The organism is Sneathiella chungangensis (assembly GCF_009882935.1).
Taxonomy (GTDB): Bacteria; Pseudomonadota; Alphaproteobacteria; order Sneathiellales; family Sneathiellaceae; genus Sneathiella; species Sneathiella chungangensis.
Genome location: NZ_WTVA01000004.1, coordinates 23204 through 44176 on the forward strand (window position 1 = coordinate 23204; position 20973 = coordinate 44176).

Annotated in this window: 18 protein-coding genes; 14 read left to right on the top strand and 4 right to left on the bottom strand. The window is 56.4% G+C overall.

The window, feature by feature from the left end:
• Nucleotides 1-11 precede the first annotated feature (11 nt).
• Nucleotides 12-1040, bottom strand: coding sequence for a TRAP transporter substrate-binding protein (locus GQF03_RS09385; RefSeq protein ID WP_161339011.1), 1029 nt, complete (start codon nucleotides 1038-1040; stop codon nucleotides 12-14).
• Nucleotides 1041-1284: 244 nt separating this feature from the next.
• Between GQF03_RS09385 and GQF03_RS09390 the strand changes: the two genes are divergently transcribed.
• On the top strand, nucleotides 1285-2367 hold the full coding sequence (locus GQF03_RS09390; RefSeq protein ID WP_161339012.1) for a Zn-dependent alcohol dehydrogenase: 1083 nt from the start codon (nucleotides 1285-1287) through the stop codon (nucleotides 2365-2367).
• Between the two features lie 5 nt (nucleotides 2368-2372).
• Nucleotides 2373-3566 carry a mandelate racemase/muconate lactonizing enzyme family protein gene (locus GQF03_RS09395; protein WP_161339013.1) on the top strand — a complete coding sequence of 398 codons (1194 nt, stop codon included), beginning with the start codon at nucleotides 2373-2375 and terminating at the stop codon, nucleotides 3564-3566.
• Between the two features lies 1 nt (nucleotide 3567).
• Here the strand turns inward: GQF03_RS09395 and GQF03_RS09400 are convergent, their stop codons facing one another.
• The 3 genes from GQF03_RS09400 to GQF03_RS09410 all read right to left on the bottom strand — a co-directional run bounded on the left by GQF03_RS09400 (nucleotide 3568) and on the right by GQF03_RS09410 (nucleotide 6706).
• A complete protein-coding gene (locus tag GQF03_RS09400; protein ID WP_161339014.1) occupies nucleotides 3568-4212 on the bottom strand; it encodes an MBL fold metallo-hydrolase in 645 nt (214 codons plus the stop codon).
• Between the two features lie 47 nt (nucleotides 4213-4259).
• On the bottom strand, nucleotides 4260-5756 hold the full coding sequence (locus tag GQF03_RS09405) for a helicase HerA-like domain-containing protein (RefSeq protein WP_161339015.1): 1497 nt from the start codon (nucleotides 5754-5756) through the stop codon (nucleotides 4260-4262).
• Nucleotides 5757-5818: 62 nt separating this feature from the next.
• Nucleotides 5819-6706: a LysR substrate-binding domain-containing protein gene (locus tag GQF03_RS09410; RefSeq protein ID WP_161339016.1), complete on the bottom strand. Its 888-nt coding sequence runs from the start codon at nucleotides 6704-6706 to the stop codon at nucleotides 5819-5821.
• 135 nt (nucleotides 6707-6841) lie between these two features.
• On the opposite strand from GQF03_RS09410, the gene GQF03_RS09415 reads away from it, so the two are divergent.
• The 12 genes from GQF03_RS09415 to ccoS all read left to right on the top strand — a co-directional run bounded on the left by GQF03_RS09415 (nucleotide 6842) and on the right by ccoS (nucleotide 20931).
• Nucleotides 6842-8629 (top strand): acyl-CoA dehydrogenase family protein, encoded by a 1788-nt coding sequence (locus tag GQF03_RS09415; protein ID WP_161339017.1) that lies wholly within the window; start codon nucleotides 6842-6844, stop codon nucleotides 8627-8629.
• Between the two features lie 61 nt (nucleotides 8630-8690).
• On the top strand, nucleotides 8691-10472 hold the full coding sequence (locus GQF03_RS09420) for an acyl-CoA dehydrogenase family protein (RefSeq protein WP_161339418.1): 1782 nt from the start codon (nucleotides 8691-8693) through the stop codon (nucleotides 10470-10472).
• 299 nt (nucleotides 10473-10771) lie between these two features.
• Nucleotides 10772-11551, top strand: coding sequence for a Crp/Fnr family transcriptional regulator (locus GQF03_RS09425; RefSeq protein ID WP_161339018.1), 780 nt, complete (start codon nucleotides 10772-10774; stop codon nucleotides 11549-11551).
• Entirely contained in the window at nucleotides 11548-12897 is a 1350-nt protein-coding gene (hemN, locus tag GQF03_RS09430; RefSeq protein WP_161339019.1) for an oxygen-independent coproporphyrinogen III oxidase, read from the top strand. Before GQF03_RS09425 ends, hemN begins: the two co-directional genes overlap by 4 nt.
• A 192-nt stretch (nucleotides 12898-13089) precedes the next feature.
• The gene (gene ccoN / locus GQF03_RS09435) at nucleotides 13090-14718 is read left to right on the top strand and encodes a cytochrome-c oxidase, cbb3-type subunit I (protein WP_161339020.1); all 1629 of its coding nucleotides are present in this window, start codon (nucleotides 13090-13092) and stop codon (nucleotides 14716-14718) included.
• A 5-nt stretch (nucleotides 14719-14723) separates the two neighbouring features.
• On the top strand, nucleotides 14724-15449 hold the full coding sequence (ccoO, locus tag GQF03_RS09440; protein WP_161339021.1) for a cytochrome-c oxidase, cbb3-type subunit II: 726 nt from the start codon (nucleotides 14724-14726) through the stop codon (nucleotides 15447-15449).
• An 11-nt stretch (nucleotides 15450-15460) separates the two neighbouring features.
• Nucleotides 15461-15610: a cbb3-type cytochrome oxidase subunit 3 gene (locus GQF03_RS09445; RefSeq protein WP_161339022.1), complete on the top strand. Its 150-nt coding sequence runs from the start codon at nucleotides 15461-15463 to the stop codon at nucleotides 15608-15610.
• Between the two features lies 1 nt (nucleotide 15611).
• Complete coding sequence (gene ccoP / locus GQF03_RS09450; protein ID WP_161339023.1) at nucleotides 15612-16481, top strand: cytochrome-c oxidase, cbb3-type subunit III; 870 nt, start codon at nucleotides 15612-15614, stop codon at nucleotides 16479-16481.
• Nucleotides 16482-16515: 34 nt separating this feature from the next.
• On the top strand, nucleotides 16516-17976 hold the full coding sequence (gene ccoG, locus GQF03_RS09455; RefSeq protein WP_161339024.1) for a cytochrome c oxidase accessory protein CcoG: 1461 nt from the start codon (nucleotides 16516-16518) through the stop codon (nucleotides 17974-17976).
• On the top strand, nucleotides 17973-18470 hold the full coding sequence (locus GQF03_RS09460) for a FixH family protein (RefSeq protein ID WP_161339025.1): 498 nt from the start codon (nucleotides 17973-17975) through the stop codon (nucleotides 18468-18470). The genes ccoG and GQF03_RS09460 overlap by 4 nt, the downstream gene beginning before the upstream one ends.
• Nucleotides 18458-20779, top strand: coding sequence for a cation-translocating P-type ATPase (locus tag GQF03_RS09465; RefSeq protein ID WP_206376183.1), 2322 nt, complete (start codon nucleotides 18458-18460; stop codon nucleotides 20777-20779). Before GQF03_RS09460 ends, GQF03_RS09465 begins: the two co-directional genes overlap by 13 nt.
• Nucleotides 20776-20931 carry a cbb3-type cytochrome oxidase assembly protein CcoS gene (gene ccoS / locus GQF03_RS09470; protein WP_161339026.1) on the top strand — a complete coding sequence of 52 codons (156 nt, stop codon included), beginning with the start codon at nucleotides 20776-20778 and terminating at the stop codon, nucleotides 20929-20931. Before GQF03_RS09465 ends, ccoS begins: the two co-directional genes overlap by 4 nt.
• The last annotated feature ends 42 nt before the right edge of the window (nucleotides 20932-20973 follow it).

The window sequence follows — 20973 nt, forward strand, 5'->3', positions numbered from 1 at the left end:
CGGGGATTCAATTACTTGGAATTGTCCGCGACCGCCTTTCGGGCGGCATCAACCAGCTTCTGTCCGTCAATACCGCGATCGCTTACTTCCTTGATCCACCGCGCAACGACTTTTTCACCGGCGGCATCGAAGTTTGCCTTGGCGGTCGCATCAAGATGCACGATTTCGCCGCCCGACTTCTCCTGCATTCCTTCACCCGGTTTTTCAACCTCATTCCAGACGACGCCCATTTCTTCTGAGAAGGCAGGGCCGATATTGTCGTCGATCACCTTTTTCAGATCATCCGGAAGATTGTTGTAAGTATCCTTGTTCATGGCGAACAGGAAGGTGGCGGTGCCGAAGCGTTCGTTGCCCCCGCCGACGAGCGAATATTTGGTCAGCTCCGCGAGCTTGAAGGGCGGAAAGATTTCAAATGGCACCAGCCCGCCTTCGACAACCCCCTTCGAGAGGGACTGCGACAGATCCGGCAACGGCATGCCGACGGGATCGGCGCCCCATTCCTCGATCATCCAGCCGCCGCTTCGTGACGGGGTGCGGATCTTCATGCCTTTGACATCATCTAGGGACGTCACTTTTTTACTGGCCGTATGAAGCGCGTTACCCGCATGCACATGGACAAGAAGCGGTTTTACGTCAGTGAAGTCCTCGGCCAGCATCGGGAACACTTCCCGAATTGCGGCATTCGTCGCCTTGGCATCGCCCTGATGGACGGTCGGCAGCTCAAAAACTTCCGTGCGCGGGAAGACGCCCGGCGTATAACCCGGAACCGTCCAGACGATGTCAACGACACCGTCCCGCACCTGTTGATAGAGTTCCGGCGGCTTGCCGCCAAGCGCCATGGACGGGAAAATCTTGACTTCGATCCGGCCGTTTGACGCCTCCGCGATGCGCTGCGCCCATGGCTCCAGCATCTTGGTATGCGCGGGCGCTTTGGGGCTCAAAAAATGATGCAGTGTTAAAGTGACCTCAGCGGCCTGTGCGGATACCGCACCGGCAATGGCAACGGCAGTTGCCAAAGTTAAACCAATAAGTTTTTTCATGCGTAACCTCCCAGTTTCGCCAAATTTGTTCTTAGACAAAATTAAGGCGATGAGTTTGACATTACCGATAAAAAATAGGGCGTAAAATAAGTTTATGCTTCGCGCTATTCGTAAAATGCATGAAATACAATTTTGTAACCGTCAACAATCCGGCGGAAAAAAATCGAACGGGAAAGGCTTTGATTGACTTTTCCATCCAGGATCATGAAGACTTGCGGCTAATGCAGGATGAGGGGAGTGACGCATGAAAGCCGCCGTTTGTCGGGAATTTAAACAGCCACTAAGAATTGAGGACCTCAAACTCGCCCCGCCCGAGGAGGGTGAGGTCAGGGTCAAGCTCAAGGCCTGCGCTATCTGTCATTCGGACATTACCTATATGGACGGCGGCTGGGGCGGCGATTTGCCCATGGTGTTCGGACATGAGGCGGCGGGCCTTGTCATCGAGACCGGAGCGGGCGTGCGCGAGATCGATGTTGGTGATCATGTCCTCGTCACGTTAATCCGGTCTTGCGGTCATTGCCCGGATTGTGAAAACGGCGAACCCTTCATCTGCGCCACCCCGTTTCCGATTGACGGGAATAGCCGACTCACGTCGGCGGCCGGCGAAAAGGTTGTTCAGGGGCTGCGTACGGGGGCATTCGCGGAAGAGGTTGTTGTCGATCAGTCGCAGTTGGTGATTATTCCTGAACACCTCCCCATGGAGGCCGCCTCGCTCCTTTCCTGCGGTGTGATTACCGGTCTTGGCGCCGTGGTCAATACAGCGCATGTCCCATACGGGGCGTCGGTCGTCGTAATCGGTTGCGGCGGGGTTGGTCTGAATGCCGTGCAGGGGGCGGCGCTGGTCAATGCTGATCCGATTATTGCTCTTGATCTGGTGGACGAGAAGCTGACTGCGGCCCTTGAGTTTGGCGCGACACATACGGTTAATCCGCTTGCCAATGACGCGGCGGATCAAATCCGGTCACTGACCCGTGGGCGCGGCGCCGATTATGTTTTCGTCGCGGCGGGCAGCCCCAAGGCGTTTGAACAGGGTCTCGACCTTCTTGCGCCTTCGGGGACGCTGGTCATTGTCGGGATGCCGCCGACAGGACAGAAAATAGCCGTGGAGGCCGGTAACATCGCCGGGTCGGGTCAGAAAATTCTCGGCAGCAAAATGGGATCGACGCGGCTGCGTATCGATATCCCGAAACTGGTCGCACTGTATGAGGCAGGTAACTTGAAACTGGATGAATTGATCACCGGGCGCTATCCGCTGGAACAGATCAATCAGGCCATTGATGAGGTGCGGGCGGACAAGGCCCTCCGGAACGTAATCATATTTGAGTAGATGACATGAAACTAACCGATCTTGAAACCTTCGTTGTCGGCACGCCTCCCCCTCATTGGGGCGGGCAGTTCTGGGTTTTTGTCAAGCTGACAACGGACAGCGGCGTGAGCGGAATAGGGGAGGCCTATGCCGCACCGTTCCATCCCGATGTAACGGTCAAGATGATCGAGGATGTATTTGAGCGCCGCCTCCTCGGGATGGATCCGTTCCATATCGAACGTATCTGGCGTCGGGTCTATTCCAGTGGATATACCCAGCGGCCGGACTCGGCCATGATGGCGGTTTTGAGCGCGCTGGAGATGGCTTGCTGGGATATTAACGGGAAAGAAACCAATAAACCGGTTTATGAGTTATTAGGGGGTAAAGTGCGCGAAAAGCTCCGGACCTACACCTATCTCTACCCGAAGGAAGGGGATGCCACGGATGTCTACAGCGATCCTGACCTTGCCGCGGAGCGGGCGGCGGAAAATGTCGCGCTCGGCTTCACTGGCGTAAAGTTCGACCCTGCAGGGCCTTATTCCGCGTTTGATCCGCGTCAACCATCGCTCGGGCGGATGGACCTGTCGGAAAAGCTGGTCGCGCGGGTGCGGGAGGCCGTGGGCGATAAAGCGGACTTGCTGTTCGGCACCCATGGGCAATTGACCACATCGGGCGCCATTCGGCTCGCCGGCCGGCTGGAGAAATATGATCCTCTCTGGTTTGAGGAACCAACCCCGCCGGAAAATACCAATGAAATGGCGAAGCTTTCCCGGCAGACAACCATTCCCATCGCGACAGGGGAGAGGCTCTGCACAAAATATGAATTTCACCGCGTGCTGGAGAGTGGGGCCGCCTCAATCCTGCAAATGGCGCTCGGGCGTGTCGGTGGGTTGTTGGAGGGGAAGAAAATCGCAAGCATGGCCGAGGTCTACTACGCCCAGATCGCCCCGCATATGTATTGCGGTCCTGTCTCGGCGATGGCCGATATCCAGCTCAGCACCTGTACGCCGAATTTCCTGATTCAGGAAAGCATTAACACCATGGGAGACTTCCACGCGGAGATCCTGAAAGAACCGATCCAATGGGAGGAGGGCTATATCATCCCGCCGACGAAACCGGGCCTCGGTATCGAACTGGACGAGGAAATTATCGCCCGCCATCCCTTCACAGGGGACAAGCTTCATCTGGAGATGGTGGACGATCCGGTGGTTTTCGAGTAACTCAGCCGAAATTCATATCGGCAACGAAGGGGTTCGTCGCCCGCTCCTGCCCAAAGGTGGAGAGATTTCCGTGCCCCGGAATAAAAGTAATGTCATCGCCGAGCGGCCAGAGCTTTTCGCGAATGGAGTGGATCAGATCATCGTGATTTCCGCGCGGGAAATCGGTGCGACCGATTGATCCCTGGAACAATACATCCCCGACGATGGCGACCCGTTCCTTCAGATTGACGAAAACGACATGGCCGGGTGTATGACCGGGACAGTGAACGACGGTGAACTCCTCGTTTCCGACGGTGACGATATCGCCATCCTCAAGCCAGCGGTCCGGCGTGAAGGCGAAGGATTCCGCGAAACCATAACGCGCGCATTGCGCCGGAAGCTGATCGATCCAGAATTTATCGTCCTTATGCGGCCCCTCAATCGGGACACCGAGCTTTTCATGGAGTTCCTGCGTGCCGCCGGCATGGTCAAGATGCCCATGGGTGATCAGGATTTTCTCGATTGTCACTCCGTGTTTTTCGGCGGCCTGCAGGACATGATCGAGATCACCGCCGGGGTCGGTCACGGCGCCCTTCATGGTTTCCTCACACCAGATCAGGCTGCAGTTCTGGGCGAACGGGGTAACGGGAATGATAACGGCTTTCATACAATACCGGAGCAGAACAACTCCGTCCTTTGGCTGTTGTTTTTACTTTATCTTTTCAGGGCGCCGAGAATCCCTCGGACGAGAGCCTTGGCAATGCTGCGCCCGAGCGATGAACTGACCGCCCGAGTGATCGATTTGATGGCGGCTTCGCCGACACTCTGGCGGTTCGATTTTCGAGCCGGAGCTGTCTTTTTGGTCTCGGTGGCCTCCGCTTCGGCTTTTGCGGCGGCCTTCGCGGCCTTTTCCGCCCGCTCCTGCAGGATTTCATAGGCCGATTCATTATCGACCGTTTCGTCATATTTATTGGCGAGGGTGCTGTCATTCAAGACGCGCCTGCGTTCGGTCTGACTGACCGGCCCGAGTTTGGAGGACGGCGGGCGGATCAAGGTCCGCTCCACAATCGACGGCTGCCCCTTTTTCTCGAGTGTGGAGACAAGCGCCTCGCCGACACCGAGGGCGGTAATCACATTCTCCACCTCGAAGGCGGGATTGGGGCGGTAAGTCTGCGAGGCGAGACGGATTGCCTTTTGCTGCTTGGGTGTGAAGGCCCGAAGCGCATGCTGTATCCGGTTGCCCAGCTGACCCAGAACGGAATCTGGTATATCATCTGGGCTTTGGGTGACGAAAAAGACACCAACGCCTTTTGACCGGATCAGGCGGACAACCTGCTCCACCTTTTCAAGCAGGGCTTTCGGCGCGTCATCGAAGAGAAGATGCGCTTCATCAAAGAAGAAAACAAGCTTTGGTCGGTCGGCGTCGCCTGCCTCCGGCAGTTCCTCAAACAGCTCGGACAGCATCCAGAGCAGGAAAGTACCGTAAAGCCGCGGCGAATTCATCAGTTTGTCCGCCGCAAGGATGTTGACTATGCCGCGTCCTTCATGATCGGTCCGCATGAAATCCCGGAGATCGAGCGCAGGCTCGCCGAAGAATTTATCCGCTCCCTGATCTTCCAGGCGCAGAAGAGAACGCTGGATCGCGCCGATCGACTGAGGGGAGACATTGCCGTAAACAGCTGAAATTTCTTTCCTCTGCTCATTCACCACACCGAGCAGCGCGCGAAGGTCTTTCAAATCCAGCAGCAGCAGGCCCTGTTCATCCGCAACCCGGAAGACGATGTTCATCACCCCTTCCTGCGTATCATTGAGCTCCAGCATGCGGGAAAGCAAAAGCGGGCCGATTTCGGAAATGGTAGTCCGCACAGGATGGCCTTGCTCCGCGAACAGGTCCCAGAAAACAGCAGGATAGGCGGCGCCTTCATATTCTTCCGAAAAGCCGATCTTGTCCGCCCGCTTGGTCAGGAAGTCCTGCATATCCGATGTCTGGCAGAGGCCGGAGAGATCGCCTTTCGCATCGGCGAGGAATACCGGAACACCCGCACGCGAAAATCCTTCCGTCAGGACCTGCAGGGTCACGGTCTTGCCGGTGCCGGTCGCGCCCGCGATTAGCCCATGACGGTTACCCCACTTCAGCGGCAAATACTGCCCGGGGCCAACTCCATCATCGCTTTTTCCAATGAAAATACCGTCGCTTTGCAGGCAGGTCATGATAGTGAGGTCCCTAAATTCCGATCAGAGGCGGCGTAAATAATTTTGTCTGATATTGAATTTTATACAGGTTGTCCCGCCGCCTCAAGCATCCATTCCCGAACGGCGGCAAGTTTCGGCCGAGTTGCCTTGCGGGCGGAGGAGACCAACTGGAAAGGCTGGCTGGAACGGCGCACCACATCGAAGAGTTTCACCAGACGGCCGGCGCCGATGGCATCCTGAACCAGGGCGTCGATGCCGATGGCGACGCCGAGGCCGTTTTCGGCGGCGTGAAGGGCCATATTGGCGCTTTCAAAATGAAGGCCCTTGTTGGTGTCTATATCGTGAATGCCCGCTTCGGCAAGCCAGCGGGGCCAGTCGGTGGGGCGGGGGCTTTCATGGAGAAATACCGCCTCTTTAAGATCCTCCGGCCTGCTGAACTTTCTTGCCATTTCCGGGCTGCAAACCGGATAGGTATCGACCTCGAGAAGTTTGTCGATCCGCATGCCTGTCAGGCTCGTTCCTTCCGCCAGAACCTGGATGGAAAGATCAAAGTCATCCCGTTCGAAATCCGCGGGATTAAGGGAGGTTATCAACTGGACGTCGATGTCCGGATGGCGTTCATAGAGGTCGGCCCAGCGCGGGATAAGCCAGCGGAGCGCGAACGTCGGATAGGCGCAGACGGAAACTGCATTGCGCCGCGTCTCGCTTCGAAGCCGCGCAGAGGCGGCGGCAATCTTTTCGAGTGGTAACGTGATCTCCGCAAGATACTGTCTGCCAACTGCCGTGAGCTCGACCCGCTTGTGATGGCGATGGAAAAGCGTTTTTCCAAGGTAATGTTCCAGGGTCTGGATTTGCCGGCTGACCGCGCCCGGGGTTACGCCAAGTTCCTCCGCTGCTTGATTGAAGCTCAAATAACGGCAGGCGGCTTCGAAGGCCTTGAGGCTGGCTGTAGATGGGATATGCAGCATTTAAGACAAAAGCCCATGGTTGAGTTTTTTTCAATTATATTATACTGAATTATCGATTGTCCATAGCTGTCGTCTCGATCATTATACGGGTCAAGGAAAAAACCATGACGGTAAATAGTAGAAGGCGGGACCGAGATGACATTTTTGCATAAAAAACAGGAATTTAAACCCCAGGAACTCTCCGATTATATCGCGCCTGATTGCCACGGACTCAATTTCTTTGAAGTTGATAATAACCTGCGCGATCTGTTGCATGTCTATTTGCCGGATGATCTGCGTCAGCATATGGAGCCGCATTACAACCGTCTTGGCGAAATTTCAGGCACCCAGCTGGACGATTGGTCGCGGGATGCCGACAAGCACGGACCGATCCTGCATTCGCGGGACGCCCGTGGGCGAAATGAGGACTGGATCGAGTTTCATCCCTCCTATCGCAAGATGGAGGATGTCGCTTTCCGGGACTTCGGTTTTCATCGCATGTCACATCGGGAGGGAGTCCTGGGATGGCAGGGGATTGTTCCGCCGATCGGCAAATATGTTTTCCAGTATCTTTTCGGCCAGTCCGAATTCGGCCAGCTCTGCCCGATCTCCGCGACAGATACGTCGGCCATGCTGATCGAGCGCTATGCCGATGACGCGACGAAGGAGAAGCTGCTCGAGAGAATGTACAGTCAGGACATGGACAAGATCCTGAAGGGCGCCCAGTTCATGACCGAAAAGACGGGTGGGTCGGATGTTTCGCAGATCGCACTCGAGGCCCGTTTCGAAGATGGCGAGTGGAAACTCTACGGCGAGAAATGGTTCTGCTCCTGCGCGGATGGCGACATCGCGTTGCTGCTTGCCCGTCCGGAAGGTGCGCCGGAGGGGAACAGCGGACTTGCGCTTTTCGCCATGCCGCGACGCCGCGGAGACGGCAGCCGCAATCCTTACCGGATCGTCCGCCTGAAGGACAAACTCGGCACGAAATCTATGGCCTCGGGTGAGATTATTTTCGAAGGCGCATCGGCCTATCCGCTTGGTGAGGTGGGCGCGCATCCGAACAAGGGCCTCAAGATGATGATGGACCAGGTCAACTTCTCCCGTCTGTCTCACGGGGTGCGCGCGGCGGCGATGATGCGCCGCTGCCTGAATGAGGCGTTGACGGTCGCCAATTATCGCAAGGCCTTTGGGGAGACAATTATTGACAAGCCGCTTCTGCGGCGGCAGCTGATGAAGCTGATGGTTCCGACGGAGCAGGCGCTGTCCATGTTCATGTATGTCGCCGTTAATCTTGAGCAGGGTGAAAAAGGCGACGCAGCGGCGGCGAAGCGGACCCGTATCCTCACACCGCTTCTGAAGTACCGGACTGCCCGCGACAATATCCGCGTTGCGACCGGCGCCATGGAAGTGCGCGGTGGCAACGGCTATATCGAGGACTGGGTCAATGCCCGTCTTGTCCGCGATGCCCATCTGGGCGTACTGTGGGAAGGAACATCGAACATCAACTCCCTCGACGTGACGACACGCGCAATTGCAAGAGTCGGCGCCCATGAGGACCTTGCCGAGGACCTGACAACACAGATAGAGGCGAACAAGGCGCTGCCCGGTCAATATGCGGGCCAGTTGAAGGGCCTTATCGATCAGGCAACCAAATTTGCCGAGGATGTTGCGCGACAGGGCAAGGAAACCCATGCCCGCAAGGCGGCAAGCGCGCTCTATCACGTGACAACCGCCACGCTGCTTGCCAATGAAGGGGCAGAGCTCGGCGCGATGGGCCGCGATGCGCGGCGTCTGCTGCTCTCGAAGATGGTGGTCGATCACAAATTGGGCTCCGCCAATCCCCTTTCGATTGACGGTGGTGATTTTGAGGTTGCCGCGACGGATGCTCTTTTAAGTGATAGAATGCTCAGCCTGGAAGAAGTGGGGAACATCCTGACTCTTTAAGACGCACCGGAACAAAGCTGAGGGATACGCGGAACCGCCTGCGGGAGAAGAAATCGTGAATATGGAAGTTCAAATCAAAAGTCGTGAAGACAGGGAACTAGAAGACTGGGTGGCGGCGGATTGCCATGGTCTCAATTTCTTCGATATCGACAGCAGCCTTCAGGATCTCTTGAAGATTTATCTGCCCGACGATCTGAGAGAGCATATGATACCGGTCTTTCGGAACCTGGGCGACGTGGCGGGTAACCGCCTCGATGAACTTGCGCGGATATGCGAAACGCATTTACCGGTTCTGCATGCCCGGGACGCCCGCGGGCGCAACCGCGACTGGATTGAGTATCATCCGGCATTTCGTGAAATGGAGAAGATTGCCTATGGCGATTTCGGAATTCATTGCATGTCGCGCAAGGAAGGGGTACATGGCTGGCCGACCAAGGTCCCTCCGATGGCGAAATATGTCTTCCAGTATCTCTTCACCCAGTCGGAATTCGGATTGATGTGCCCGGTTTCCCTGACCGACACGTCCTCTATGCTGCTTGAACGTTACGGCCCGGAAATTGCCAAAGAGAAGTTCCTGACGCGCATGCGCAGCCAGGACATGGAGGAGCTATATCGCGGCGCTCAGTTCATGACGGAAAAGATCGGCGGATCGGAAGTCGCGAACCTTGCCGTAACCGCGCGCCAGGAAAACGGTGAATGGCGGCTCTATGGCGATAAATGGTTCTGCTCGAGCACGGATGCGGAAGTCTGCCTTGTCCTCGCCCGGCCCGAAGGGGCGCCGAAGGGCAATTCCGGCCTTGCCATCTTCGCCGTGCCCCGCGATCTCGAGAATGGGGAGCGGAACAATTACCGGATCGTCCGCCTCAAAGACAAGATGGGCACAAAATCGATGGCGTCGGGCGAAATCATTTTCAATGGCGCGCTTGGTTACGCCTTCGGTGATGTTGGCGCCAAGCCAAACCCGGGTCTCAAACAGATGATGGATCAGGTGAGTATGTCCCGTCTGTCACACGGGGTGCGCGCCGCAGGAATGATGCGCCGATGTCTGAATGAGGCACTTGTCGCCGCAAAGACGCGGGATGTGTTCGGCGAGGCGATCATCAACAAACCGCTTCTGCGCCGCCAGCTTTTGAAACTGATGGTGCCGACGGAGCAGGTCCTCTCGATGGTCATGCATGTCGCGTCGGTTCTGCACAAGGCGGAAGGCGGAGATCAGGACGCGAAGCGGTTGAACCGTATCCTCACTCCGCTGGTGAAATTCCGGGCCTGCCGGGACAATGTCACGGTCGCAACCGGCGCACTCGAGATACGCGGCGGCAACGGCTTTATCGAGGATTGGGTGAATTCCCGCCTTGTCCGCGATGCCCATACGGGACTTTTGTGGGAGGGCACGTCGAATATCAATGCGCTGGATATTACGACCCGGGCGGTCGCCAAGACGGGCGCACACGAAGATCTGGCAGAAGACCTGAAGAAAAAACTGGAGCAGGCGGACGGTCTTCCCGGGCAATTCGTCGGCGAACTCTCGGGTCTTGTCGACAGGGCCAAAAAATTTGCCGAGGAAATCGCGGCGAGCGGCAATGAGACGAAGGCGCGTCAGGCGTCGAATGCGCTCTACCACGCGACGACGGCGACTTTGCTGGCGACGGAAGGCGCTGCCCTTGGCAAGGCAGGAGGGGATGCGCGTAGAATGCTGCTTTCCCGGCTTGTTGTGGACACGAAGCTTCGGCCCACCGACCCGCTGAGTAACGGCGACGGACAATTTGAAATCGAGGCGGGAAATTACCTGCTTGGCGATAGCCCTGTCACTCTCGACGCCGCCGCCGACCTGCTGCGAAAATAGAATCGATTGGCACATTTAAAATAATAAGAACGAATGCTAAATCGACAGCCTTCCCCGACTGTGGCAATATGTCGCTGTCGGGGGATTTTTTTTGAAAAGCAAGGAAATCCGCGGCAATCAGTCTCCCCGTTTTTCATTTTTACTAATTTTAGGTGTTAAATTAACACCTGCGTCATCTGACCGCATGGGAGGACGCCAAAAAAGTCTAAATGATAAATGAGGGTACGGCGTTGATGGTCATTCGATCATCGAACTGGAACAGGAGGGTGCGCGATATGATTAAGTCGATGGAAATGCGTATGTCGTCAGCGGAAGATTGTTGTGCGGGCGTTATCCCTTTTGAACAGCCCCTCAAGACGAACCCTGCCGCCGAGCGTCGCAGGTCTCCCGATACGGCCTGCTCATCGTGTAGTGCGCATAAGCAGGCGGTTTGCTCCGGTTTTTCGGATGAGGAGATGGAAGATTTTGGACGCAACGTCCGAACACGCATTGTAAAAACGGGTCAATCCGTTTACCGCGAATTCGAAGAAGCAAAATACTTCTACACCATCGTTTCCGGCGAAATCCGGCTGGCCAATCTTCTGGACGACGGCCGCCGCCAGGTCACGGCATTTAAAACCGTCGGCGATGTAATTGGTGAGCATAAGGCCGGTTATTACCAGTCGGATGCGGAAGCCGTTTGCGATACCGTCGTCTGCCAGATTCCAATTAAAGTTATGGACAAGTATCTTGCGGAAAATCAGGCCATACGCAGTGTGCTGACATCGAAGATGCAGGAGGAGCTTCATGAACTTCGCCTTCATGCCATTCTGCTTGGCCGCAAAACGCCGGTGGAAAAAATCGCCACCTTCTTTCTGGGACGGGCCGAAAATTTGATCTCCGAAGGCGAGGACGAGGTTGAGATAACCCTGACGATGGGCCGGAGTGATATTGCGGATTTTCTCGGCCTTACCATTGAAACAGTCAGCCGCACGATCACCAAATTGAAGAACCTTGGAATTATCGACGTACCGTCAACCCATTCCATCGTCATCAAGGATGTGCATCAACTTGAATCACTGGCGGAAGGTGAAAAATGACGCAGGGTGTGCGGGATCGTCTAAATCAGTCCGTTCCGCGGTATACAAGCTATCCCACCGCTCCGCATTTCAGCCCGGCGGTGACGCCCCAGGTTTATAAAGACTGGCTGCGGGCGCTGGATCCGCGAAAGCCGCTGTCGCTTTATCTGCATGTGCCGTTCTGTCAGAAAATGTGCTGGTATTGCGGCTGCCATACAAAGATTGTGGCCCGCTATGATCCGGTGGCCCGCTATGCCAGGGCGCTGCAGGCGGAAATTGCTCTGCTGGCCGATACGCTTCCCGGCCATTTCAGCGTGTCCCATGTCCATTGGGGCGGCGGAACCCCGACGATGCTCTCGGCCGTGGATTTCTCTTCTATCATGTCGCTCATCGGTGACCGTTTCACGATTGCCGAGGACGCCGAACTTGCCATTGAAATCGATCCCAGAACCGTTGATCGGTCGAAAATCGAGGCGTTGGCGTCCGCCGGCATCAATCGCGCCAGCCTCGGGGTTCAGGATTTCAATCCGGAAGTCCAGCAGGCGATCAATCGGGTCCAGTCTTTCGAATTGACGAGGGATGTCACCGAAAATCTTCGTGCCGCCGGTATCGATAGAATTAATTTCGACCTTATGTACGGTCTTCCGAAACAACGCGTTGATGACGTGTTGAAGACGATTGAGCTGTCTCATAAACTTCGCCCCGACCGGATTGCGCTTTTCGGCTATGCGCATGTCCCCTGGATGAAAAGCCATATGAAAATGATCCGCGATGACGACTTGCCCGGGAGTGAGGATCGGTTCCGGCAATCGAACGCGGCGGCGGAACGGCTGCTTAGTCTCGGATATCGGCAGATCGGCCTTGATCATTTCGCGCGGGCCGACGATGCCATGTCGGTGGCGCTCGACGAGGGCAGGCTCAGCCGGAATTTCCAGGGATATACTGTTGATGGGGCCGATGCGTTGCTGGGCATCGGTGCGTCGTCCATTGGCCGACTGCCGCAAGGATATGTGCAGAATATCGTGCCGATGCAGGGGTATGAAAAAGAGGTGCTGGGCGGACATTTTCCGGCGGCGCGGGGCATTGCGATCGATGATGACGATCGGCTGCGGGGTCTGGTGATCGAGCGGCTGATGTGTGATCTTGAAGTCGATCTCGACGCGGCGGCGCGGCAATTCGGTGCCGATGCGTCCTATTTTGCCAACGAGCTTGCCGAGCTCGAGACCTTTGAGGCCGACGGTTTGGTGTCGCTTCAGGATAACCATATCGTTATTCTGCCCGCTGGTCGCCTCCTCGTCCGCACGGTATGCGCACTATTCGACCGATATCTCAGTCAGGGCTTGGCGCAGCATTCAAAAGCTGTTTAAATAACTTCGCTACATAGAAAGTAATCGCGTCAGGGCAGTTAGTTTACGCTGTGTTGATTTCGATCAATGCCCGGAAGCTTTCTCACCCTAATCTGCGATTTGAGGGGGAGTTTTGATGGTTTCTGCGCTTAAAGTTTGTTCCAAGCGAGGCAAATACTCCCGGAAATCTAATGCAATGGACGGAACTCGGGTATGAATCTGTTATGGCTCGCATTTACAATTGTCGGCGTATTGCTTGGGGTGATGCTCTCCGCGAAGGCCGCCGATCCGACGATGATGCTCCATGGGATGGTTTTCTCGCTGGCGAGTGTGCTTAGCGCTTTCGCGCTGATCGCGAGGCATTATCGGAACGCAAGCGGACCGTTGTTGGCGGATGCCAACGGCAGCGTCAATTACAACACGGAAATCGTCAAGGCCGGGGTGATTGCCTCGACCTTCTGGGGTGTCGTCGGTTTTGCCGTTGGCCTTGTCATCGCGTTGCAGCTTGCCTTTCCGGTGTTGAACTTTGATTTGCCCTGGACAAATTTCGGGCGTCTCCGGCCGCTGCATACGTCGGCAGTGATTTTCGCTTTTGGCGGCAATATTCTGATCATGACGTCTTTCCATGTGGTGCAGCGGACTTGCCGCGCGCGGCTTGCCGGTGATATTGCGCCCTGGTTTGTTTTCTGGGGGTACCAGCTCTTTATCGTGCTGGCGGCGACGGGCTATGTTCTTGGCGTTACCCAATCGAAGGAATATGCGGAACCTGAATGGTATGTAGATATCTGGCTGACCGTGGTGTGGGTGGTGTATCTCCTGGTGTTCCTCGGGACAATCTGGAAGCGGCAGGAAAAGCATATATATGTCGCGAACTGGTTCTATCTCGCCTTCATCGTGACGATTGCGATGTTGCATATCGTGAATAATTTGTCAGTTCCGGTCAGTCTGGCAGGCGTGAAAAGCTATTCCCTTTTTGCCGGCGTGCAGAGCGCCCTTACCCAGTGGTGGTACGGTCATAACGCGGTTGGTTTCTTCCTGACGGCGGGTTTCCTCGGGATCATGTATTATTTCATTCCGAAGCGGGTCAACCGGCCAGTCTATTCCTATCGTCTGTCGATCATCCATTTCTGGTCGCTGATTTTCCTCTATATCTGGGCCGGGCCGCATCATCTGCATTACACCGCGCTGCCGGACTGGGCGCAAACCCTCGGCATGACCTTCTCAATCATGCTCTGGATGCCGTCCTGGGGCGGAATGATCAACGGTTTGATGACCCTCTCGGGGGCGTGGGACAAGCTTCGGACTGACCCGGTTGTCCGCTTCCTTGTTACCTCAGTCGCCTTCTACGGCATGAGTACCTTCGAAGGGCCGCTGATGTCGATCAAGGCGGTGAACGCGCTCAGCCATTACACGGACTGGACGATCGGCCATGTGCATTCCGGCGCGCTTGGCTGGGTGGCCTATATCAGTTTCGGCGCGCTTTATTTTCTGACGCCGGTGATGTGGAAGCGCAAGTCGCTCTATTCGGACGCATTGGTCAATCTGCATTTCTGGATCTCCACGGTCGGTATCCTGCTGTATATCACCGCGATGTGGGTTTCCGGGATCCTGCAGGGCCTGATGTGGCGCGCCTATGACGCTTTCGGCTTCCTGGAATATTCCTTCAGCGAAACGGTCGAGGCGATGCATCCTTTCTACGTGATCCGGGCCCTTGGCGGCGCCCTCTTCCTGATTGGCGCATTGATCATGGTTTATAATCTGTGGCGGACGGCCCGGGGCGATGTTCGGGCGAAGGAAGTGGGTTCACTGGTTCCGAATATGGAATTTGCGGGGGCGAGGTAAGGAACATGTTCAGTCACAAGAAAATTGAGAAAAACTCGATCCTGATGCTGGTTCTCGTCCTGATCGTGGTTTCCATCGGCGGCCTTATCGAAATTGCTCCGTTGTTTTATCTTGAGAGCACGATCGAGAAGGTGAAGGGCATGCGCCCCTACAGTCCGCTCGAACTGGCAGGCCGGGATATCTATATCCGGGAAGGCTGCTACAACTGCCATAGCCAGATGGTGCGGCCGCTTCGCGACGAAGCGGAACGCTATGGCCATTATTCGCTGGCGGCGGAGAGCATGTATGACCATCCGTTCCAATGGGGTTCGAAGCGGACGGGACCCGACCTTGCCCGGGTGGGAGGGCGCTATTCGGATGAATGGCATGTAACCCATATGAATAATCCGCGCGACGTGGTGCCTGAATCCGTGATGCCAGGCTACCCTTTCCTTGGCAAGACGCCTCTGCAGATCCCGCATGTCGCCGGTAATCTGGAGACGAATAGAATTGTCGGGGTGCCCTATACGGACGAGATGATCGCCAATGCCGAGCGTGACCTGGCGACACAGGTCAATCCGGATGCGGATGATGTCGACGCCTTCCTGGAGCGCTATCCCAAAGCCCAGGTAAGGGATTTTGACGGCAATCCGGCCATGCTTTCCGAGCTCGATGCGCTGATTGCCTATCTTCAGATGATGGGAACCCTTGTCGATTTCACGTCCTATGACGTGGACGCCAACAAACGGTAGGAGGGGAGTTCATGGACTATCACAGCGTTTCCACCTTCGCCCAGAGTTACGGGTTACTTTACCTCTTTGGTCTGTTCATCCTTGTGCTGATCTATGCGCTATGGCCCAAGAACAAGGAGAAGTTTGACAAGGCAGCCCAAATCCCGCTTGAGGAAGATTAAGATGTCCGACAAGGTTGAAAAAGACGAAATTTCCGGCACCGACACCACCGGTCATGAATGGGACGGCATCAAGGAACTTGATACTCCCATGCCGCGATGGTGGCTCTGGACGATGTATGGCACGATCATCTGGGCGATTGGTTACTGGATCGTTATGCCCGCCTGGCCGCTGGTCAGCAGCTACACAGCGGGATTCCTGGGCTATTCGTCCCGCGGATCGCTGGAAACAGAACTCGCCGAGGCGACGGCGGCCCACGCGGATGATCGTGCTGCGCTAGTGACGATGGACCTTGGTGAAGTGAAAAACAATGCCCAGCTTTACCAGTTCGCCCTTCGCGGCGGGAAATCGGCATTTGCGGTGAATTGCTCGCAATGCCATGGGTCCGGGGCTCAAGGCGCGCCAGGCTTTCCCAATCTGAACGACGACGACTGGCTCTGGGGCGGAAGTGTCGACAAGATCTATGAGACCGTGAAATACGGTATTCGGTCGGATCACGGGGATACCCGGATAGGCGACATGCCGGCGTTTCTGACCGACGAGTTGCTCACCAAGGAGCAGATCAACGATGTCGCCGAATATGTTCTGTCACTTTCTGAAGAGAGAGACGACACCGCGGCCGTAGATCAGGGCAAGGAAGTTTTCATGGAGAACTGCGCGTCCTGCCACGGCGAAAACGCAAAAGGCAAGCAGGAATTCGGTGCGCCGAACCTGACCGATGCGATCTGGTTCTACGGCAAGGATAAGGATATCATCCTTCGAACCATTTCCAGAGGACGCGGCAATGTGATGCCGGCGTGGGTCGACCGGTTGGATGACGCGACAATCCGTCAGCTGGCCTTGTATGTACACTCTCTCGGGGGCGGGGAGTAAATCCGTTTAACCTTTCCATTTTGGAGTAAGGGTTGTGGTTGATAGCTCCGTTGAGAATATTGACGTACGTCCGGTCAACAAGAAAGAGAACCGGGCGCTCTTTGCCAAGCGCGAGAAGATCCAGCCGAAGAAGGCGCGCGGAAATTTCCGCCGCCTCAAATGGATCATCATGGGCGTCACCCTGGCGATCTATTATATCACGCCCTGGATTCGCTGGGATAGGGGCGAGAGCGGACCGGATCAGGCTGTCCTCGTCGACCTTGCGCGGGAGCGGTTCTATTTCTTCTTCATCGAGATCTGGCCGCAGGAGGTGTATTATATCACCGGACTGCTGATCCTCGCGGCGATCTCGCTGTTTCTGGTGACGTCACTGTTCGGCCGCGCCTGGTGCGGATATTCCTGCCCGCAAACCGTCTGGACAGACTTGTTCATCTTCGTTGAGCGGGCGGTCGAAGGCGACAGAAATGCCAGGCTGCGGCTCGATAAGGCTCCCATGTCCTTCTCCAAGTTCGGCAAGAGGTTGTTGAAACATACGATCTGGATGCTCATCGGCGTGCTGACGGGCGGCGCGTGGGTATTTTATTTCGCGGACGCTCCGACATTGCTTCGCGATTTGGTTACTTTCGATGCACCCCTGATCGCCTATAGCAGTGTCGCCGTCCTGACGGCCACGACATATGTATTTGGCGGCCTGATGCGCGAGCAGGTCTGCACCTACATGTGCCCCTGGCCCCGAATTCAGGGCGCGATGGTGGATGAGGATTCGCTTACCGTCACTTATCACGCCGCACGCGGGGAGCCGCGCGGACCCCACAAGAAAGGCGAACCCTGGGCGGGCCGCGGTCATTGCATCGACTGCAATCAATGCGTGGCGGTCTGCCCGATGGGTATTGATATTCGCGATGGTTTGCAGCTTGAATGCATCAGCTGTGCCCTCTGTATCGACGCCTGCAACGACGTGATGGACAAGATCGATCTTCCGCGTGGTCTCATCGGGTATGACACTCATGCTGGACAGTTCGACAGCAATCCCGACCGCAAGCTCAAAATCCGATTCATCCGTCCGCGTACCGTCGCCTACGGACTGATCCTTGCGCTGGTCGGATCGATCATGCTGTTCGCGTTGCTGAACCGTTCCGTCCTCGATGTCAATGTGATCCGCGACCGCAATCCGCTTTTCGTAACTCTTTCTGACGGATCGATACGGAACGGCTATACTGTCAAAATCCTCAACAAGATCCACGAAACCCGGCAGTTCAGAATAGACGTGGAGGGGTTGAAAGGCATAAAGGCCTGGCTGGAAACCGCCGCACCGGAGGATAAAACGATGACGGTGACCGTGCCGGCCGATGCGCTGTCAAGCTACAAGCTTTTTGTCTCTGCGCCCAGTGACAACCTCCTCGGCAAAAGTTCGGATATCGAAGTCATTGTCACGGATTTGCAGAATGGCGAACGCGAGGTACAGGAAACGAGCTTTAAGGGACCGGATAAATGAGCGTGCAAACGGAAGGAAAGCAGCTGACGGGGCGTCATGTGGCGCTGATGCTGGCCGCGTTTTTTGGCCTGATGTTTGCCGTTAATGGCGCTTTTGTCTATTTCGCTCTCGGCAGTTTTTCCGGCTTGAGTGAAACGGATGCCTATAAACGCGGCCTCGCCTATAATGAAGAGATCGACCACAAGGCGCGTCAAAATGCCCGGGGATGGCAGCCCGCTTTCAGCTTCGAGCAGACAGGCGCCACCAAGGGCAGGCTGGTTCTTGACATTCGTGATGCGAATGGCGTTGCGCTCCATGATCTCGATGTCGAGGCGATCATTCGCCGCCCGGTCATTGACGGAACTGACCAGACCGTCGCATTGCGCTATGATGGATCGAAATTCACAGCGGAAATCACGCTTACAGCCCCCGGACAGTGGGATATTTCCCTGCTGGCGACCGGTGGCGGTTATGACGAGCCCTATCGCCTGGATAAAAGAATATGGGTGAAGTAGCCCGGGCCAATCCTAATCAACTGACTGCTGGGCGAATTCATGATCCGGCAGGCGATTGCTGCGCTGGCGGGGCTATGGCGCTAGGCGACATCATTTCACCTGCGGCTGACTATGATAATTTTGTGAGTGCCGACCCGACGGCTTTCGTCGAGACGGATCAGGACGGCAATGCCATGGTGCATTTGCTGGTCGAGAACATGCATTGTGCCAACTGCATCAAGACGATTGAGCAGACCCTTCGATCCAATCCGGCAGTGATGGATGCCCGCGTCAATTTTTCCACACGCCGGCTGTTTTTGCGATGGCATCCGGAGGGCATAGATGTCACCGATCTGGTAAAGCCCGTCATCGATCTTGGCTATCCGCTTACGCCCTACAATCCCGCGATGATGAAATCCGCCTCATCCGAAGAAAACGCGCGGCTTTTACGGGCGCTGGCGGTTGCTGGTTTTGCGGCCGCCAATGTAATGCTGCTTTCCGTCTCCGTTTGGGCCGGGCTGTTCTCGGAGGATATGGGGCCGGCAACACGTGACTTCCTTCACTGGGTTTCGGCCATGATTGCGCTTCCCGCCGTTGCCTATGCGGGCCAGCCGTTTTTTAATTCCGCGGCTGCGGCGCTGCGCGGCGGCCGCCTCAATATGGATGTTCCGATATCACTTGCCGTTATCCTTGCGGCGGGGATGAGTCTTGCGGAAACCGTTCAGAGCGGAGAACATGTCTATTTCGATGCATCCGTCACGCTTCTATTTTTCCTTTTGATCGGCCGCTATCTTGATAGCGCCGCGCGCAATAAGGCGCGTTCGGCCGCAGAACGGTTGCTTCTTCTGAAGGCGGTCGCCGCGACGGTCGTCCTTCCCGACGGCAGTTGCAAAACGGTCCCAGTCGAAGCGGTGACGCCGGGATCCTGCGTCCGGATCATGGTGGGCGACAGATTGCCCGTCGATGGAGTGGTGGCGACGGGACAGTCGGAGCTCGATGTAAGTCTTATCACGGGCGAAAGCCTTCCGACTGCCGTCAGGCCGGGCGACAATGTGTTCGCCGGCACCCTTAACCTCAGCGCACCTCTGGAAATAGGGGCGACCAAGACAGGGGATAATACTCTGCTTGGCGATATCGTCCGGTTGATGGAGGCGGCGGAACAGGGCCGGGCGAAATACGTCCGCCTCGCGGACCGGATCGCCGGTTTCTATGCGCCGGCAGTTCATCTACTCGCAGCGGCGACTTTCATTGGCTGGTGGATTTTTGCCGGAAGCTGGCAGAATGCCTTGATGCAGGCGGTGGCTGTCCTGATCATTACCTGCCCTTGCGCCCTCGGCCTTGCGGTGCCGGTGGTGCAGGTCGTGGCGAGCGGACGGCTGCTTACGAAGGGGATTCTGGTAAAGGCGGCGGACGGGCTCGAGCGGCTCGCGGAAATCGACACGATTGTTTTCGATAAGACAGGGACGCTTACCGAGGGTCGTCTCGATCTCATCAATCGGGAGGAAATTGCCCCCGGTGATCTGGATCTGGCGACCCGTCTTTCCCGTCATAGCCGCCATCCGTTGGCGAGGGCTGTGGCCCGCGCCGGTTCCGGGCCGGGGCCGCATCTGGATGTGGAGGAAATTCCTGGCGAAGGGCTGAAAACCATCTTCAAAGGTCGGGAGATCCGGCTTGGCAATCGCGCCTTCTGCGGGGTTGCGGAAACCGCCGCGTCGGAATTCGCACCGGGTCCCGAACTTTGGCTCAGCAAAGGGGACGGCGACGCTATCCTGTTTCGTTTCAGGGATCGGCTTCGTTCCGGCGCGAAAGAGACAATCGAAAAGCTGAAAGCCCGCGGGTTTGCTGTCGAGCTTCTCTCGGGCGACCGGCCCGCTGTTGTCGAGGAACTGGCGCAGGCTCTGGGGATAGACACTTGGCGCGCACAGAAAACCCCCGGAGAGAAAGTCGCCCGGCTGAAAGCGCTTTCGGAAGAGGGGTGCAAGGTTCTGATGGTGGGGGACGGGCTCAACGATGCGCCCGCACTTGCGGCGGCGCATGTATCGCTCTCACCGGCAACCGCCGCCGATATCAGCCAGACTGCCGCTGATTTCGTTTTCCAGGGCCGTGATCTTTCTGCGGTCGGTGAAGTTATTCAGGTCGCCCGCGCGTCAAAACGGCTGATCCTGCAAAATTTCGCTCTCGCCTTTCTCTATAATTTAATTGCTGTCCCGCTCGCCGTCGGCGGAATTGTCACTCCCCTTGTTGCGGCCGTTGCCATGTCGTCCTCCTCGCTTGTGGTGTGCCTCAATTCTCTTCGTCTGCGGATGGACGGGAAAAACCCGACCCGATGAACGTTCTGATTTATCTCATCCCGGTGGCACTGTTTTTAGGCGGGCTGGGTCTTGCTGCTTTTCTCTGGAGCCTCAAGAGTGGCCAATATGAGGATCTGGACGGCGCCGCCAACCGCATTCTGATTGACGAAGAGGACGATGAAATTTCCTGATGCCCACTTAATCGTCTGACAAGGCTGGCAGTTTCGAATCTC

What these genes read in the sequence shown, in the direction of transcription:
- GQF03_RS09385 (WP_161339011.1), bottom strand. Translation starts at nt 1,040, where the DNA reads ATGAAAAAACTTATTGGTTTAACTTTGGCAACTGCCGTTGCCATTGCC.
- GQF03_RS09390 (WP_161339012.1), top strand. Translation starts at nt 1,285, where the DNA reads ATGAAAGCCGCCGTTTGTCGGGAATTTAAACAGCCACTAAGAATTGAG.
- GQF03_RS09395 (WP_161339013.1), top strand. Translation starts at nt 2,373, where the DNA reads ATGAAACTAACCGATCTTGAAACCTTCGTTGTCGGCACGCCTCCCCCT.
- GQF03_RS09400 (WP_161339014.1), bottom strand. Translation starts at nt 4,212, where the DNA reads ATGAAAGCCGTTATCATTCCCGTTACCCCGTTCGCCCAGAACTGCAGC.
- GQF03_RS09405 (WP_161339015.1), bottom strand. Translation starts at nt 5,756, where the DNA reads ATGACCTGCCTGCAAAGCGACGGTATTTTCATTGGAAAAAGCGATGAT.
- GQF03_RS09410 (WP_161339016.1), bottom strand. Translation starts at nt 6,706, where the DNA reads ATGCTGCATATCCCATCTACAGCCAGCCTCAAGGCCTTCGAAGCCGCC.
- GQF03_RS09415 (WP_161339017.1), top strand. Translation starts at nt 6,842, where the DNA reads ATGACATTTTTGCATAAAAAACAGGAATTTAAACCCCAGGAACTCTCC.
- GQF03_RS09420 (WP_161339418.1), top strand. Translation starts at nt 8,691, where the DNA reads ATGGAAGTTCAAATCAAAAGTCGTGAAGACAGGGAACTAGAAGACTGG.
- GQF03_RS09425 (WP_161339018.1), top strand. Translation starts at nt 10,772, where the DNA reads ATGTCGTCAGCGGAAGATTGTTGTGCGGGCGTTATCCCTTTTGAACAG.
- hemN (WP_161339019.1), top strand. Translation starts at nt 11,548, where the DNA reads ATGACGCAGGGTGTGCGGGATCGTCTAAATCAGTCCGTTCCGCGGTAT.
- ccoN (WP_161339020.1), top strand. Translation starts at nt 13,090, where the DNA reads ATGAATCTGTTATGGCTCGCATTTACAATTGTCGGCGTATTGCTTGGG.
- ccoO (WP_161339021.1), top strand. Translation starts at nt 14,724, where the DNA reads ATGTTCAGTCACAAGAAAATTGAGAAAAACTCGATCCTGATGCTGGTT.
- GQF03_RS09445 (WP_161339022.1), top strand. Translation starts at nt 15,461, where the DNA reads ATGGACTATCACAGCGTTTCCACCTTCGCCCAGAGTTACGGGTTACTT.
- ccoP (WP_161339023.1), top strand. Translation starts at nt 15,612, where the DNA reads ATGTCCGACAAGGTTGAAAAAGACGAAATTTCCGGCACCGACACCACC.
- GQF03_RS09460 (WP_161339025.1), top strand. Translation starts at nt 17,973, where the DNA reads ATGAGCGTGCAAACGGAAGGAAAGCAGCTGACGGGGCGTCATGTGGCG.
- GQF03_RS09465 (WP_206376183.1), top strand. Translation starts at nt 18,458, where the DNA reads ATGGGTGAAGTAGCCCGGGCCAATCCTAATCAACTGACTGCTGGGCGA.
- ccoS (WP_161339026.1), top strand. Translation starts at nt 20,776, where the DNA reads ATGAACGTTCTGATTTATCTCATCCCGGTGGCACTGTTTTTAGGCGGG.